The organism is Hamadaea tsunoensis DSM 44101 (assembly GCF_000428945.1).
Classification (GTDB): domain Bacteria; phylum Actinomycetota; class Actinomycetes; order Mycobacteriales; family Micromonosporaceae; genus Hamadaea; species Hamadaea tsunoensis.
Genome location: NZ_AUAX01000043.1, coordinates 1 through 14,023 on the forward strand (window position 1 = coordinate 1; position 14,023 = coordinate 14,023).

Annotated in this window: 14 protein-coding genes; 2 read left to right on the plus strand and 12 right to left on the minus strand. The window is 71.5% G+C overall.

Features of this window, described 5'->3' with window-relative positions:
* Positions 1-348: 348 nt before the first annotated feature.
* The 12 genes from G401_RS0136715 to rimP form a co-directional block, all read right to left on the minus strand.
* Complete coding sequence (locus G401_RS0136715) at positions 349-1,668, minus strand: MATE family efflux transporter (RefSeq protein ID WP_027346407.1); 1,320 nt, start codon at positions 1,666-1,668, stop codon at positions 349-351.
* A gap of 275 nt (positions 1,669-1,943) precedes the next feature.
* Entirely contained in the window at positions 1,944-2,144 is a 201-nt protein-coding gene (locus G401_RS0136720) for a DUF6186 family protein (protein WP_027346408.1), read from the minus strand.
* 11 nt (positions 2,145-2,155) lie between these two features.
* Positions 2,156-2,560 (minus strand): hypothetical protein, encoded by a 405-nt coding sequence (locus tag G401_RS0136725; RefSeq protein ID WP_027346409.1) that lies wholly within the window; start codon positions 2,558-2,560, stop codon positions 2,156-2,158.
* A gap of 40 nt (positions 2,561-2,600) precedes the next feature.
* Positions 2,601-3,581 carry a DHH family phosphoesterase gene (locus tag G401_RS0136730; RefSeq protein ID WP_034594227.1) on the minus strand — a complete coding sequence of 327 codons (981 nt, stop codon included), beginning with the start codon at positions 3,579-3,581 and terminating at the stop codon, positions 2,601-2,603.
* A complete protein-coding gene (gene rbfA / locus G401_RS0136735) occupies positions 3,581-4,072 on the minus strand; it encodes a 30S ribosome-binding factor RbfA (protein WP_027346411.1) in 492 nt (163 codons plus the stop codon). The genes G401_RS0136730 and rbfA overlap by 1 nt, the downstream gene beginning before the upstream one ends.
* Positions 4,073-4,179: 107 nt before the next feature.
* Positions 4,180-4,473 carry a DUF503 domain-containing protein gene (locus tag G401_RS0136740; protein WP_027346412.1) on the minus strand — a complete coding sequence of 98 codons (294 nt, stop codon included), beginning with the start codon at positions 4,471-4,473 and terminating at the stop codon, positions 4,180-4,182.
* A 162-nt stretch (positions 4,474-4,635) separates the two neighbouring features.
* Positions 4,636-5,637 carry a TRM11 family SAM-dependent methyltransferase gene (locus G401_RS0136745; RefSeq protein WP_027346413.1) on the minus strand — a complete coding sequence of 334 codons (1,002 nt, stop codon included), beginning with the start codon at positions 5,635-5,637 and terminating at the stop codon, positions 4,636-4,638.
* Between the two features lie 63 nt (positions 5,638-5,700).
* Positions 5,701-7,341, minus strand: a complete 1,641-nt coding sequence (locus G401_RS53805; RefSeq protein WP_051367769.1) for a DUF2510 domain-containing protein — start codon at positions 7,339-7,341, stop codon at positions 5,701-5,703.
* 112 nt (positions 7,342-7,453) lie between these two features.
* Complete coding sequence (gene infB, locus G401_RS0136755) at positions 7,454-10,510, minus strand: translation initiation factor IF-2 (RefSeq protein WP_027346414.1); 3,057 nt, start codon at positions 10,508-10,510, stop codon at positions 7,454-7,456.
* 169 nt (positions 10,511-10,679) lie between these two features.
* Entirely contained in the window at positions 10,680-11,000 is a 321-nt protein-coding gene (locus G401_RS55325; protein WP_211240952.1) for a YlxR family protein, read from the minus strand.
* A gap of 33 nt (positions 11,001-11,033) precedes the next feature.
* Complete coding sequence (nusA, locus tag G401_RS0136760; protein WP_027346415.1) at positions 11,034-12,083, minus strand: transcription termination factor NusA; 1,050 nt, start codon at positions 12,081-12,083, stop codon at positions 11,034-11,036.
* Positions 12,080-12,838: a ribosome maturation factor RimP gene (rimP, locus tag G401_RS50975; RefSeq protein WP_064741948.1), complete on the minus strand. Its 759-nt coding sequence runs from the start codon at positions 12,836-12,838 to the stop codon at positions 12,080-12,082. Before rimP ends, nusA begins: the two co-directional genes overlap by 4 nt.
* Before the next feature lie 257 nt (positions 12,839-13,095).
* On the opposite strand from rimP, the gene G401_RS0136770 reads away from it, so the two are divergent.
* Together G401_RS0136770 and G401_RS0136775 are read left to right on the plus strand one after the other, a co-directional pair.
* Entirely contained in the window at positions 13,096-13,551 is a 456-nt protein-coding gene (locus G401_RS0136770) for a hypothetical protein (RefSeq protein ID WP_051367770.1), read from the plus strand.
* On the plus strand, positions 13,552-14,022 hold the full coding sequence (locus G401_RS0136775) for a ferritin-like domain-containing protein (protein WP_084558030.1): 471 nt from the start codon (positions 13,552-13,554) through the stop codon (positions 14,020-14,022). It abuts the gene before it with no gap.
* Position 14,023: the final 1 nt, after the last annotated feature.

Genomic DNA, 14,023 nt, shown 5'->3' on the forward strand with positions numbered 1-14,023 from the left:
GGGCACGGCCACGCTTCAGCGACCCGCAGCACCCCTGAACGGCTTCGTAAATGTGGATCTTGACGGATGTCTAGAAAGCAACGTCAAACCGGCCAGAATGATGTTTCTTTCCCGACATCCGTCAAGATCCAGCCCACTGCGACCGCCCACAAGTCGGACAGTCGCGACAAAGTCCGGACGGGGGTTGGGGGTAAACAGTGACCGGACGACGGTGGACGATGCGTCGCCCCACCAACCTGGCAGTGGAGTCCCCGGAGCGCAGCGATAGGGGCGCAACGGTCTCCCGCGGGAGGAGCGGAAGCGAGATCGACGAACCCGGGACAAAGATCTTCAAAAGATCTTGATTCTTCAAAGAGATCCGGGAACCGCCCAGGCGCCGCCGCGCAGGCGCAGGAGGACGGCGACGAGGCGCAGGACGATGAAGAGGGTCAGGCCCGCCCACACCCCGTTCAGGCCCCAGTCGAAGATCAGCGCCGCCCAGATCGCCGGCAGGAAACCGCACAGGGCCGCGACGAACGTGAGATTCCGCAGGTAGCGTGCGTCGCCCGCGCCGACGAGCACGCCGTCGAGGGCGAAGACCACGCCGTTGAGCGGCAGCATGGCCACGAACCACGGCCAGACCACCGCGGCCTGCGCGAGCACCGCCTCGTCGTCGGTGAAGACATGCGGGAGTACGCCGGCCAGCGCGAGCACGATCAGCGCCAGGCCGCCGCCGCTGACGAGGCCGAGCCAGCCGATCCGCGCACCGGTACGCCGGGCGGCCATGACGTCGCCGGCGCCGAGCGCGGAGCCGACGAGGGACTGGGCTGCGATGGCGACCGCGTCGAGGGCGAACGCGCAGAACATCCAGAGTTGCAGGCCGATCTGGTGGGCGGCGACCGCGGCGGCGCCGAATCGGGCCGCGACGGCGGCGGCCGACAGGAAGCAGGCCTGGAAGGCGGCGCCGCGCAGCAGCAGGTCGCGGCCGAGGACGAGCTGGCGGCGCAGGACGGCGGGCTGCGGGGTCAGCGGTACGCGTTCGGCGATCAGCGCGCGCAGGAACAGGACGCCGGCGGTGATCTGGGCGGCCACGTTGGCGACGGCCGAGCCGGCGAGGCCGAGGCCGGCCGGGTAGACCAGCAGCGGGCACAGGACGGCGGACAGGACGTTCGCGCCGAGCACGTAGTACACGGGCCGGCGGGTGTCCTGGACGCCTCGCATCCACCCGTTGCCCGCGAAGATCAACAGGATGAACGGTACGCCGAGACTCGCGATGCGCAGCCACGTGTGCGCGGCCGCGGCCACTTCCGGATCGCCGCTCAGGGCGCTGGTCAGCGGGCCTGCCCCGAACTGGGCGAGGACCACGAAGACGAGTCCCACGCCGAGGGCGAGCCAGGTCGCCTGGACGCCTTCCGCCACCGCCGCCGGTCGCGAGCCCGCACCGAAACTACGGGCGGCCCGTCCGGTCGTCCCGTACGCCAGGACGTTGCCCAGCCAGGCGGTCACGGCCAGCACCGTGCCACCGATGGCGAGGCCGGCCAGGGGAACGCGCCCGAGGTGGCCCACGACGGCGGTGTCGACGAGGAGGTAGAGCGGTTCGGCGGCGAGGACTGCGAGCGCCGGTAGCGCGAGTCCTGCGATACGCCGGAAGCTGGCGGTCTGGCCGGAGTGGATCGTCACGGCGGTCACCCGCACATCGTGCCGTCTCCGTTGTAAGGAGTCAACACGGCCTTGCTTGTTACAGGTCGCGGAGCGGGTCGATTACTGGCGGGTATCCATGGACGTCTGCAGGGCGCGACGCAGCTGTTCGCGAGCCTCTTCGGTGGTCGGACGCGGCTTGGCCGGGGCTGACTTAACGTTAGTTTGCATAGTTTCCGAAACTATCGTTCAAGTCCACGAAGCGATACGACTTTCCCGCCCTGTGGAACACCGAATTTCGCCGGTGACGTTGTTCCGACACCTGCTCAGCGGGCCAGGAAGTGCCAGCCGACCCACCACCAGAAGCCGAAGACCGCGATCCGGCCGACCGGGATCCGGCCCGCCTCGTGGGTCATGATCACCGCGGCCATGTCCCCGAGGGTGGGGATGCGGTGCCAGCGGCGGGCCGCCCACTCGACCCCGACGACGAGCAGGGCCGCGAGCACGAAGCCCCCGATCGCGATCATGCGCGTGACACTCATCGGCGTACCAGCCCCCAGAAGCCGCTCAGCCACCCGAAGTAGACGAGGGCGCGCGGCACGTAGTGGTCGAGAACCGGGTCGGCGAGCAGGGAGAGGGTCGGGTACTCCTCGGTCGAGCCGAAGGCGAACGTGGACAGCTCGAAGAAGACGAACACGCCGACCGGCAGGAGCCACCAGACGAGCCCTCTGGGCAGCCGGCGGGGCGGTGGCCGCCGGGGTACCCGCTGCGACAGGCCCAACCACAGCATGACTGAGCCGAGGGCGAAGATGTAGAGATTGGCCTCGATGGAAAACGACGGGAGCAGGCCGCCGAGGAGCGACGCCACGGTGAAGATCGGCATCATCACGACCGGGCGCGACCAGGCGGGAGCGCTCGGAACGGCGAGTTCCGGTTGATCCATCCCTCGATTGTGGCTCGTCGGATTGCCCCCGTGGAGGGTTTTAGCGTCCCAACTCCGCCCGGATGCGACCTATGACCTCATCGGCCGCCCCGGTTCCGGTGAAGCCGGCCGCCAGCCGGTGGCCGCCGCCGCCCAGCGCGATCGCGACCCGGCTGACGTCGGTGCCGCCCCGGCTGCGCATCGACACCGACCAGCGCTCGTCGGCGATCTGCTTGAGCAGGCAGGCGACGTCCGCCTCGGCCGCGCACCGGATGCCGTCGATCAGGCCCTCCAGCACGTACGCCGGCTGCCCGTGCCGTTCCAGGTCGGCCAGGGTCGCCGTGGTCCACACGAGACGGTGCTCGGGTTCGAGCACCGCGCGGCTGAGGACGTCGCCGTAGAGGCGTACCGCCCCGAAGGGACGGGTGTCGAAGACGCGCCGCGAGATCTCCCCCGGCCGCAGCCCGGTCGCGAGCAGCTTGGCGGCCAGCGCGTGCACGGCCGGAGTGGTCAGGTCGTACCGGAACGAGCCCGTGTCGGTGATGATCCCGACATACAGGCAGTACGCGATGTCCCGGTCGAACGGCACGCCCAGCCGCTCGATCAGCTCGGCGGCGAGGACGGCGGTCGCGGCGGCGCCCGGGTCCACGATCGGGATCCCGCCGAACCCGGTGTAGCTGGCATGGTGATCGAGCACGACGCTCGGTACGCCGTCCAGCAGGGCGGCGAACCGGCCGACGCGCTCCTCGCTGGCGGCGTCCAGGGTGACGATCACGTCAGGTACGCCGACAGCTTCCTCCGCCACCAGCAGATGCTGGCCGGGCAGGCCGGCGAGGGGCTCGGGCAGCTCCAACGGACCCGGGAAGGTCGCCTGTACGCGACCGCCCAGCGCCGTCAGCGCCTGACCGACGGCGAGCAGGCTGCCCAACGCGTCCCCGTCCGGGTTCACGTGGCAGACCAGCAGGATCCGCCGGTCGTGCTCGACCGCCTCCCGAAGGAGACGGACGGCCGCCGCCCAGTGCTCCTCGCCGACCCCTCCCATCAGCGGCGCGCCGCGGCCGGCGAGTCGGACTCCTCGTCCTCGCTGTCCTCGTCGAACTCCTCGTCGTCGAGATCGTCGTCGACCTTGTAGGGCTGCGGCTCACCGGCGTACGCGGCGCCCTCGGCGAGCTTGTGCACCTGCTCGTCCTTGTGGCGCGCCTCGGCGATCAGGTCGTCGATGTGCTTCACGTGCTCCTGGACGTCATCGAGCACGAAGGCCAGCGAGGGCGAGTGGCGGATGCCCAGCGCCTTGCCGACGATGCTGCGCAGCAGGCCCTTGCCGCTCTCCAGGGCGGCGGCCGTGCCCGCCTTGTCCTCCGCGTCGCCGAGCACTGTGTAGAACACGGTCGCCTCGCGCAGATCGGCCGTGATCCGGGCGTCGGTGATAGTGATCATGCCGAGCCGGGGGTCCTTGATCTGCGTCCGCACCGCAGACGCCACCAGTTCCCGGACGCGCTCGGCGTGCCGGCGTACCTTGGCAGGATCAGACATCTCGCCACCTCCACACGTGATCGGACAGCGGAGACTCTCTCCGGGAGAGGATCTCCGGATTCTCAGCCTACCTGGCGGTCCTCGGCCCGGCCCGGCGCGGAAATCCGTCAATCCTCCGAGCTGAACAGCCGCCGCCGCACCGAGAGCAGCTCCATCTCCGGGCGCGCCGCGACCGCGCGCTCGCACTCGTCGAGCACCCGGTTCACGTGGCGGGCCTCATCGGCCACCGCCGCCACACCGATGCGCGCCCGGCCGTGCCGGTCCTGGTCGCCGACTTCGGCGGCGGCCACCTCGAACTTGTGCAGGGCGGCGATGACCGGGCGGACGTAGCCGCGCTTGTCCTTCAGCGACCGCGAGTCGCCAGGCAGGAGCAGGTCGAATTCCAGGGTTCCAGTGAACACGCGCCGATCCTAAAGCCTTCCAAGATCATATTCACCCCGATTCCGCTCACCCCCATGATCCCGTTTGGATCAGGGAAATCACCCGAATCTTGGGCCATGATTCGGGTGGCAACCGTGATCCAAACGGGATCATGGCGGCCAGGAGCGTCAGGCGGGCGGGAGTCAGCGGCGGGCCAGGACGATGTCCCGGTTGATCGCCTGGTCGACCCGGTGTTCGAAGCCGAGCGCCGGCTCGATCGGCGTCAGGCCCGCGTCCGCCAGCAGCTCCAGCGCATGCTCGCGCGGCGCGACGTGAGTGTTCCAGCTCAGGCCCAGCGCCCCGCCGGGCCGGATCAGCTCGACCCACCCGGGCAGCGCCGTCTCCAACAGGTCCAGCGGTCCCCGCTGCAACTTTCCGCCGGTACGCGAGCCGTGCACCACGCCGTACGGCAGGTCGGCGACGATGAGATCGGTGCTCTGCCGCTTCATCAGGAGCCGGGCGTTGACCGTGTCGGCCTCGAACAGCGTCAGGCGCTGGCTGGTCGTGGGCAACTGCACGTCGAACCGGCGGCCGAGCCGGCGGCCCTCCCGGCGCAGCGGGGTGACCTCGGCGGAGTGCTTGATCCGCTTGCGGCGCAGCCAGGTCTTCAGGAACGCCTCGTACGCCTCCAGGTCCTTGCCGTCGACTTCGATGCCGAGCGCGTCCCACCCGTACATGAGGGCCTGGTTCAGGGTGGTCCCCCGGCCGGCGACCGGGTCGAGCACGGTGAAGGTACGCGTACCGAAGTCGGCACCCCAGGCGCTGGCCAGCGCGGTGACGTTGAGCAGCAGCTGGGTGAAGTGCTCGTTGGTCTTGCCCGAGTACTTGGGGATGCTGATCAGGTCGTCGTCGAACGTGGCCATCGGCGGCGTCAGCACCGGCCGCAGGAGGCCCTCGCCGGCGAGTTCGAAGAGCGCGAAGCCGCTCGACAGATTCCCCAGTACGCCCAGTTCGGCCTCGGTCAGCGGATTCTCGGTCGCGAAGACGAGATAGGGCCGGCCGCCGAACTCCCGCCGTTCGACCGGGCCCAGGGCACCGCCGAGCGCCCCGGCGGAGAAGGCCGCCAGCTCCGCACGCGTGAGATCGGGGGCGGACTGGGCGTACACACGGTTGGCCGAGGGCGCTACGAGCAGGGCGTATTCCACCGGGCTGAGCTTAGCGGGCGGGTTCGTCCGGCTTCGCGCCAGCTCCTGTCCATCCGCTTCGCGTCAGCTCCTGGTGTGGGCGGTCCAGACGCGACCGTCCCACCAGCGCAGCCGGGCGTGCCGCCACGGATCGGCGTACCAGCCGGCGCGGGGCAGCGGAGCCGCCTGCACGGGCGGCGTGGGCGGTTCGGCGGGGGGCTGAACCGGTGGCTGCGGCGGCGCGGGCGCCTGCGTCGCCTGACCAGGCGGCTGCACGGGCGGCTGCACAGGCGCTTGCGTCACCTGGCCGGGCAGAGCGGGCGGCTGGACCGGCGGAGCCGGCGGCTGGACCGGCGGAGCGGGCGGGGCGGGCGGGGCGGGCGGGGCGGGCGGGGCCGGCGGCTGGACCGGCAGCGCCGGCGGGACGACCGGCGGCAGGCCCGCGATCGGTACCGCCGGCAGGACGATCGGCGGCTTCCCGCCCGGCTGGACCACGACCAGCGGAGCGGCCGGGAGCGGCGGGGCCGGCGAAAACGGCGGAGCCGGGGAGATGGGCGGCGGGGCCGGGGAGACGGGCGGCACCGAGACCGGCGGCCCCGAGATCGGTTGCGGCGGGACGACGACCGGCCGCAACAGCGCCGGATCCTCCCAGGCCACCCGGGGCAGCCCGGTCAGGTCGCAGATCATCGCCTGGATGCCGGCCGGCGTGTAGTCGGCCGGGCGGCCGTCGAAGACCTCCCCGCTGCCCTTGAACCGGTTGAAGATCAGGGTCGGCGTGTGCACCACCGCGAGTTCCAGCTGCTGCTGGCCGAGGGGGCCGGAGACGCGTACGGCGGCGAGGTCGGGCCAGTCGAGCGTGCCCGTGCTCAGCTTGGCGGCCATCAGCGACCAGGCCCAGATCAGCCGGCGGGAGGTCAGCAGCACGGCCACGCTGCCGAGGGCGTCCCCCGGCCGGCCGCAGCGGAACAGGCACACCAGATCCTCGTCCGGCTCGACCGCGTCGACGATGTGCTGCCGCTGTCCGGCGGGCAGCTCCTCGGTCGCGCGCCGCAGCCGGGCCGCCAGTTCCGCCACCCGGTACGCCGATTCCGCCGCCGCGGCCGTCATCCACAGTGGCGGCCGGTCCGGCGGCCCGAAGGCGTACCCGCAGTCGGGGCAGCTGATCAGCACGGACTCCTCGCGCATCGCCCGGCAGCCGGGGCAGAACGTGACCGCCGGCGAGTCGAACTCGACGCCGTCGCAGCGCGTACAGACCGGGATGTCGGCGATCACGCCGGCCCGGATCTTGCCCATGCCGCCCATGAGGCGTACGACCGCGAGGACCGGGTGCTCGACGGCCATGTCCACAGTGGAGATGATCGCGTCGGCGACCTCTCCGCTCTTGCCGGCCTTCGGCTTGGTCGGGTTCACCAGCTTCTCCGCCGCCAGCCCGCAGGCCGCGCAGGTGGGCCGGATCCGCAGGGGCAGAGTCGCCCGCAGCGCCATCTGCTCCTGCAGCAGTTCGAGATCGGCCGCCTCGCCGGGCTCCACCTCGGCGTCGTAGGGGCCGGCCAGTGCCTCACCGAGGCGGCGCAGCCGGGCCGGGTCGACGAGGCCGCCCGCCACAGTCGGCGTACGCGTGACGACGGCGATGAGTTCTCGCAGGGCGACCAGCACTTCCGCCGGCAGGTACGCGGACCGCGGCTCCGCACCGCGGACGGTGAGCACGATCCCGGGCCTGTCCACGGCGGAATGGTATCGACGGCGCCCGACCCGGGGGCATCGTCCGGCCAGCCGTGTCGGCAATGCGATAAGGGGCGCCCGGGAGAACCCGGACGCCCCTTGTCCACATCTCAGCTCAGACGCGCGGCTTCTCGCGCATCTCGTAGCTCTCGATGATGTCGCCGATCTGCGGCGAGCCGAAGCCGCCGATGGTCAGACCACACTCGAAGCCCTCGCGGACCTCGGTCGCGTCGTCCTTGAACCGCTTGAGCGACGTGATCGTGACGTTCTCGGCCACGACCGTGCCCTCCCGGATGATCCGGGCCTTGGCGTTGCGCCGCAGGATGCCGGAGCGGACGATACAACCCGCGATGAGACCGATCTTGGAAGACCGGAAGGTCTCCCGGATCTCCGCGGAGCCCAGCGGGGCCTCCTCGTAGACCGGCTTGAGCATGCCCTTGAGGGCCGCCTCGATCTCCTCGATGGCCTGGTAGATGACCGTGTAGTACCGGATCTCCACGCCACTGCGGTCGGCCAGCTCGCGCGCCTGCTGCATCGGGCGCACGTTGAAGCCGATGATGATCGCGGTCGAGTCCGCCGAGGCCGACGCCAGGTTGACGTCGTTCTCGGTGATCGCGCCGACGCCCCGGTGGATGATCCGCAGCTGGATCTCGTCCGGAATCGGCAGCTTGACCAGGGCATCCTCGAGGGCTTCCACCGAACCGGCGACGTCGCCCTTGATGATGAGGTCGAGCGAGGTGCGCTCGCCTTCCTTGATCTTCTCGAGCAGCGTCTCCAGCGTCGCCCGGCCGGCCAGCCGTGCCTGCTCGGCAGCGCGCTTGCGCGCCTGCCGCTGCTCGGCGATCTGGCGTACCGTCCGGTCGTCGTCGGCGGCGAGGAACGTGTCACCGGCGCCGGGAACCGCGGTCAGACCGAGGACGAGGACCGGACGCGCCGGACCCGCCTCGGGCAGAGGCTGCATGTTCTCGTCGAGCATCGCCCGGACGCGGCCGTACGCGTTGCCCGCCACGATCGAGTCGCCGACGTGCAGCGTGCCCTTGTTGACCAGGACGGTCGCCACCGGGCCGCGGCCCTTGTCGAGGTGCGCCTCGATCGCGATGCCCTGCGCGTTGCCGTCGATCGGCGCCCGCAGGTCGAGCGACGCGTCGGCGGTCAGCAGGACGGCCTCGAGCAGACCGTCGATGTTGATCCGGCTCTTGGCGGAGATGTCGACGAACATGGTGTCGCCGCCGTACTCCTCCGCCACGAGGCCGTACTCGGTCAGCTGCTGGCGCACCTTGGCCGGGTTCGCCTCGGGCTTGTCGACCTTGTTCACCGCCACCACGATCGGCACGTCGGCCGCCTTGGCGTGGTTGAGCGCCTCGATCGTCTGCGGCATGACGCCGTCGTCGGCCGCGACCACCAGGACCACGATGTCCGTGGCCTGCGCACCACGGGCACGCATGGCGGTGAACGCCTCGTGACCCGGGGTGTCGATGAAGGTGATCGCGCGGTCCTGACCGTCGTGCTCGACGTGCACCTGGTACGCGCCGATGTGCTGGGTGATGCCGCCGGCCTCGCCCTCGACGACGTTCGCCGAACGAATGGCGTCGAGCAGCTTGGTCTTACCGTGGTCGACGTGACCCATGACGGTCACGACCGGCGGGCGTACGACCAGGCGGTCGTCGTCCACCTCGGCGTCGAGGTCGATGTTGAACTGCGCGAGCAGCTCGCGGTCTTCCTCTTCCGGGCTGACGATCTGCACGTCGAAACCGAGGTGCTCGCCCAGGATCAGCAGCGTGTCGTCGCTGCACGACTGGGTGGCCGTGACCATCTCGCCCAGGTTGAACATCTCCTGGACGAGCGAGCCCGGGTTGGCGTTGATGCGGTCGGCGAAGTCCGACAGCGAAGCACCGCGCGGCAGGCGGACCACCTGGCCCTGACCCCGCGGCGCACCCGAGCTCATCGTCGGGGCGGACAGGTTGTCGAACTCCTGACGCCGCTGCTTCTTGCTCTTACGGCCACGCGAGGGCCGGCCGCCGGGACGCCCGAAGGCACCCGCCGCACCGCCACCGCGACCACGGCCGCCCGGGCCGGGACGACCCGCGCCACCGGCCGGACCGCCGGCACCCGCAGGGGCGCCGCCGCCGCCACCGGGACCACCGCGGTAGCCACCGCCACCGCCGGTGCCCCCACCGGGACCACCGCGGTAACCGCCGCCACCGCCGGTGCCCCCACCGGGACCGCCACGGAAGCCGCCGCCACCGCCGGTGCCCCCACCGGGACCACCGCGGAAGCCGCCGCCACCGGCGCCACCGGGACGACCGGCACCGCCGGGACCGCCCGGACGACCGGCGCCGCCGCCCTGACCCGGGCGGGTCGGACGCTGCGCCGGCATCTGGCCGGGGCTGGGCCGGGGCGGCATGGACGCCGGGCTCGGCCGAGGCGGCATGGAGGCCGGGTTGGGCCGGGGCATGGCGTTGCCCGGCGTGGGCCGGGCGCCTCCCGGCGTGATGCCGAACGGGTTGTTGCCGCCGCTGCGGGCCGGCGGACGCGGGGTCGCGCCCGGGCCGCGCTGGCCACGGTCACCACCACGGTCGCCGCGATCGCCCCGGTCACCGGCCGGCCGGTCGCCGCGGTGCTCGCCGGGACCCCGGTCGGGCCGCTGCCCCGCCGGAGCCGGCGGACGGGCTGCCGGCGAACCGGGCTTGGGCGGCATGAAAGTCGGCTTGGGACCGTCCTCACCGGACGGTCGGTCACGCCGCTGCTGGGCGGCCTGCTGGGCCGCCTTGACGGTGGCCTCCTGCTCCGCCTTCAGCGCCGAGGCGCGCGCCTCTGCGGCGGCCACCTCGATGTCGTGCGCGCTCTTCGCCATCGGCGCGGCTGCCGAAGAGGGCACCGGAGCCTTGGGCTTCGCGGGGACCATCTTCCTCGGCGGTGCCGGTTTCGCCGACACGCGCGAATCGCTCGCGGGCGTCGCCGCGGGGCCGGAAGGGGCCGGGGCCGCCGATGCACCGCCGTTGGACGACGTGCCGGGACCGAAGACCTCCTTCAGCCGACGGGCGACGGGAGCTTCCACTGTGCTCGACGCGGACTTCACGAACTCGCCCATCTCCTTCAATTTGGCGAGAACGATCTTGCTTTCGACGCCGAGCTCCTTGGCGAGCTCGTGTACGCGGGCCTTGCCTGCCACTGCACTCCTCACTCCGAGGTCGCGCGGGCGGCAGCCCACAGCGACCTCACTTGTGCACTTGAAGCCTGTTCATTTCAGGGACTTCATCGTGTGCTCATGTCGGTCGTCCTACCTTGCTCAACATCCATCCGGGGCGAGGTGCCCCGGAGGTCTGCCAGTCTGATCCACCTCAGCGGACGGTCCCGCCGTGGATCGCCTCGGTCAGCGGACCGGTGTCGCAGACACCCGCCACTCGCAGCGCGCGCCCGAAGGCGCGGCGCCGCTCCGCCAGCGCGAGACATGCCGGGGTGGGGTGCAGATGCGCGCCCCGGCCCGACGCCCTGCGGCGCGGATCCGCAACGATTCTGACCTGGCCGCTACCGGCCCCGTCAGCCTCGGCGACCGCGATGACCCGCAGCAACTCGGAGGCTGTCGCGCGTTGCCGACAGCCGACGCAGGTTCGCACAGGACGTGTTAAACCCGCGTCGCCCGGTTCCGCGCGACGTACCACCGGGAAAGTCTACTCCTACACCCGAGGCTTGCCTCAGGCCGGTTCGGCTTCGTGATCCAGACCTCGTGACGGGCGGCCCGGCGCCTCCGCCGGCCGACGCTCGCCGGTCTCCGGCTGATCGGAACGGATGTCGATCCGCCACCCCGTCAACCGCGCTGCCAGACGGGCATTCTGCCCCTCCCGGCCGATCGCCAACGACAGTACCTCACCCGGCACGGTGACCCGGGCCGCGCGGGACGCGAGATCGACGACCTCCACCTTGACGACCCGCGCCGGCGAGAGGGCGTTGCCCACGAACTCGGCCGGATCGTCGGACCAGTCGATGATGTCGATCTTCTCACCGTGCAGCTCGCTCATGACCGCGCGTACGCGCTGGCCCATCGGCCCGATGCAGGCCCCCTTGGCGTTGACGCCGGTGACCGTCGAGCGTACGGCGATCTTGGTGCGGTGGCCCGCCTCACGGGCGATGGCCGCGATCTCGACCGTGCCGTCGGCGATCTCCGGAACCTCGAGCGCGAACAGCTTCTTGACCAGCGCCGGGTGGGACCGCGACAGGGTCACCTGCGGGCCGCGCGGGCCCTTGACCACGTGCACGACCACGCAGCGGATCCGCTCGCCGTGCCGGTACGCCTCCCCCGGCACCTGCTCGGACTGGGGCAGGACGGCCTCCAGCTTGCCGAGGTCGACCGAGACGATGCCCTTCTCCGAGCGCGTCTCGTGGGCCTGGATCACGCCGGTGACCAGGTCGCCGTCGCGGTTGACGTACTCACCGAAGTGCACCTCGTCGGTGGCCTCCCGCAGCCGCTGGAGGATCACCTGCTTGGCCGTCATCGTCGCGATGCGGCCGAAGTCATGGGGAGTGTCGTCCCACTCCCGGACGATGCCGCCGTCCTCGTCGATCTCCTGGGCCAGCACGGTCGCGGCGCCGGTCTTGCGGTCGATCTCGACGCGCGCGTGCGACTCCGCCCCCTCGGTGTGCCGGTACGCCGTGAGCAGCGCCGACTCGATCGCAGCCAAGATCGTCTCGAACGGGATCTCGCGTTCCCTCTCCAGCGCGCGCAGCGCCGCCAGGTCGATGTTCACCGTTCCTCCACGTCTTCGTCCGCGTCTTCCTCGTCGTCCAACCCGTCGGCGTCTTCGTCGCCGGCGTCGTGCTCGTCGGCGCCGGTGTCGTCGCCGCCGATCTCTTCCAGGTCCTCGTCGGAGATCTCCTCCAGCCGGGAGAACTCGACCTGCACGTGCCCCGGGCCGAGCTCGGCCAGGTCCAATACGTGCCGCGTGGTCGACTTCTTCTCGGCGACCTCCAGGGTGACCGTCTTCTCGTCGGCCGCAATCACCCGGCCGGTCACGGTCGTGCCACCGCTCGCCTTGGCCGGCGTCACGGTAGCGGAATTCTTACCAGCTTTGCCGGGTTTGGCGACACTCGGCAGGATCTGGGTGGTTTTCACGGTCACCAGCCGGCCGACCGCCCGGCGCCAGTGGCGCGCCAGCGTCAACGGCCGGTCGACGCCGGGCGAGCTGACTTCCAACTGGTACTCGCCCGGCACCAGCTCCTTGCCGGTCGCCTCCGCGTCGTCGAGCGCGTCGGCGATCAGCCGGGACAGGTCGGCGATGGTGTCCAGGTTCACGCCGCCGTCGCCGTCGACCGTGACGCGCAACTGGTGGCGTCGGCCGATCTGGCGTACGGCAAGGTCTTCGAGGTCGTAGCCGGCCGCCTCGAGCAGCGGGGCCACCAGGTCGCCGACCCGCTCGCGGACCTCGGTCAGGCGGGCGGGGGACGTCCGTGCGATGACCGGGGCGGCAGTCGGGGCCGCGCTGCGACGGTTACGCTGAGCCATACGCAGACCCCTCTCGGTGATGATCGGATGTATACCGACTCTCCCCGCGGGTCGGACGACCCGCAGATAGGGCAGGCAACGGCTGGGCAGAGCCTAACGCGAGGTGACTACCGAGCGTGAATCGGCGCGCGGGCCATCCGCCGTACGCCTGCTCCGCGTACTGATCGCGGCATCTCCTCAGGATGATCATGGCATCCCGGGCATCGACGCGGACCCTAACTTCGTGATCGGCCGGTCCGTAGTGTTCACTGGTCAGGATGCAGACGCCGAATCATCGCGCCGGACGCCCGCGGCGCGACCTGTTGCGGGGGCTGGCGGCGATCGGGGCGGCGGGTGTCCTCGCGGGATGCGACCTGCTGGGCGATCCCGAGCCGCCGGCACCCGACCCCCTGCTGGGCTTCCTCGGCCAGACGCGGGCGCTGCTCGCGGCGTACGAGGCGACGATCGCGGCCGTTCCCGATCTCGCGGGCCGGCTGCAACCGATCCGCGAGACGCACGCCGCCCATGTGACCGCGCTCACGGAGATCATCAAGCCGCCCTCCGGTACGCCGGTGCCGTCCTCGTCCACGCCGGCGACGCTGGCCGGGCTGAAGACCGCGGAGGCGGCCGCCCAGAAGAGCGCGTACGCGACCGCGCTGAGCGTCCCGGCCGGCCGGGCCACCCTGCTCGGAGAGATCGCGGCCGCCCGGTCGACCCACCTGGCGGTGCTGTAGATGACCTCCCCGTCCGGTTCCGCCGCGCCGAGTCCGGCCGCCGAACTCACCGCCGCCGGCAAGGCCCGGCTGGCGACCGCGCTCACCTTGGAACACCAGGCGATCTACGGCTACGGGATCCTCGGGCCCTTCCTCAAGAGCGGCGAGACGACCACGGCCCGCACCGTCGAGGCCGTCCACCGGGCCCGGCGCGACCGCCTCGACGACCTGCTCGGCGCGGACGCACCCGGCAGCGAAGCCGCGTACGCGCTGCCGGAACCGGTCGCGGACCGGGCCGGCGCCCTGAAACTGGCCGCCCTGCTCGAGGACGGCGTGACGACGGCGTACCGGGCGGCGCTGGCCGACACCGAGGGCGCGTACCGGAAGCTGGCCCTGGACGCGATGGTGGACGCGGCGAACCGGGCGACCGCCTGGCGCAAGGTCGCGGGCCAGACCCCGCTGACCCTGCCCTTCCCCGGCCGCCCCGCCTGAT

Coding starts and splice junctions, on each gene's coding strand:
- G401_RS0136720 (WP_027346408.1), bottom strand. CDS start 2,144: ATGATCGCGATCGGGGGCTTCGTGCTCGCGGCCCTGCTCGTCGTCGGG.
- G401_RS0136725 (WP_027346409.1), bottom strand. CDS start 2,560: ATGGATCAACCGGAACTCGCCGTTCCGAGCGCTCCCGCCTGGTCGCGC.
- G401_RS0136730 (WP_034594227.1), bottom strand. CDS start 3,581: ATGGGAGGGGTCGGCGAGGAGCACTGGGCGGCGGCCGTCCGTCTCCTT.
- rbfA (WP_027346411.1), bottom strand. CDS start 4,072: ATGTCTGATCCTGCCAAGGTACGCCGGCACGCCGAGCGCGTCCGGGAA.
- rimP (WP_064741948.1), bottom strand. CDS start 12,838: ATGGCTCAGCGTAACCGTCGCAGCGCGGCCCCGACTGCCGCCCCGGTC.
- G401_RS0136770 (WP_051367770.1), top strand. CDS start 13,096: ATGCAGACGCCGAATCATCGCGCCGGACGCCCGCGGCGCGACCTGTTG.
- G401_RS0136775 (WP_084558030.1), top strand. CDS start 13,552: ATGACCTCCCCGTCCGGTTCCGCCGCGCCGAGTCCGGCCGCCGAACTC.